General features: G+C 66.7%; 2 protein-coding genes. Both read right to left on the reverse strand.

Features of this window, described 5'->3' with window-relative positions; translation table 11 throughout:
* Positions 1–768: 2-oxopent-4-enoate hydratase (gene dmpE / locus DU29_RS0125240; RefSeq protein WP_033050930.1), on the reverse strand; the 768-nt coding region annotated here is incomplete at its 3' end.
* A gap of 11 nt (positions 769–779) precedes the next feature.
* Positions 780–1528 (reverse strand): alpha/beta fold hydrolase (locus DU29_RS0125245; RefSeq protein WP_028624210.1); only part of this gene is annotated, 749 nt, incomplete at its 5' end.

Raw genomic sequence — 1528 nt, forward strand, 5'->3', positions numbered from 1 at the left:
GGCGCTGCCGATGCCGCCGATCTCGACGCGCATGAAATCGCCTGCCTTGACCGGCTCCAGCGGAACCAGCGAGCCGGACAGGATCACCTCGCCGGCCTTCAGGCCGATGCCGAACCGGCCGAGGGTGTTGGCCAGCCAGGCCACGCAGTTGACCGGCGAGCCGAGCGCCGCGGCGCCGGCACCGGTCGAGAGCAGCTGGCCGTTCTTTTCCACCAGCATGCCGCAGGTGACCAGATCGACCTGGCGCGGCGACACGGCCTGGTCACCGAGCACGAACAGGCCGCAGGAGGCGTTGTCCGCCACGGTGTCCTGGATCTTGATCTGCCAGTCCTGGATGCGCGAATCGACCACTTCGAAGCAGGGGATCACGCATTCGGTGGCGGCCAGCACGTCGGCATTGGTCACGCCCGGACCCATCAAATCATTCTTGAGGATGAAGGCGATCTCGCCCTCGGCGCGTGGCTGGATCAGCCGCTCGCTGATCGGCATGGCTTCGCCGCTGTTGTAGACCATCGCGTCGGTGAGGTAGCCGAAGTCCGGTTGGTGCACGCCGAGCATGTTCTGCACGGCCTTGCTGGTAACGCCGATCTTCTTGCCAATCACCCGCTCACCGGCGGCCAAGCGCCGTTCCAGCATACGCAAGGAAATGTGGTAGGCGTCATCGACGCTGATGTCGAAGCCACGGCTGGTCAGCGGCGTGACGGTCTCGCGCTGGACCATCGCCTGGTAGAGCTCGTCGCCGAGCTCGTTGATCAATGTCTTGTCCATATTGGTCTCTCTCAGCAATGGAGGGCGTCGGCCTCGGCGAGGAAGTTCTCGACCAGGCGGGCGAAACGCTCGGCGTGTTCGATCTGGGTCCAGTGGCCGCACTGGCCGAATACGTGCAACTGGGCGCAGGCGATCCATTCGGCCAGGGTCAGCGAGGCCGCCAGCGGAATCACTTGGTCCTCGCGGCCATGGATCACCAGTGTTTCGTGGGGCAAGGCGCGGATGTCCGCTTCGTCGCTGGCCAGCCCGTCGACCCAGCGCTGGCGCGGGGCGGGGAACATCTGCGCGAACGACTCCTGAAAACCGGGGCGGATGCTGGCCTGGTAACGCAGCTCGGCCAACTCGTCGGTGACCAGGCTGCGGTCGTAGGCGAAGGTGTCCATCAGCCGGCGCATGGTGGCGAAGGACGGCTCATAGCCCCACACATCATCCAGGCCCGGGGTGATCGGAAAGCTCACCCCGGCGCTGCCCATCAGCACCAGCCGGCGCACGCGCTCGGGGTGGCGGATGGCCAGGGCCAGGGCCAGGCCGCCACCGAAGGAGTTACCGACCAGATCGGCCTGTTCGATGCCCAGGGCATCCAGCACACCAAGCGCGTGTTCGACCCAGCGCTGTTGGTGGTACTGACCATCGGCCGGGCGTTCGCTGTAGCCGAAGCCCAGCATGTCCGGGGCGATCACCCGGCGGCGCTTGGCCAGCTCGGGCATCACCAGGCGCCAGTTGGCCCAGGCGGTGACGCCGGGGCCGGAGCCGTGGATCA

It is taken from the genome of Pseudomonas sp. Ant30-3 (assembly GCF_000690905.1).
Lineage (GTDB): Bacteria > Pseudomonadota > Gammaproteobacteria > Pseudomonadales > Pseudomonadaceae > Aquipseudomonas.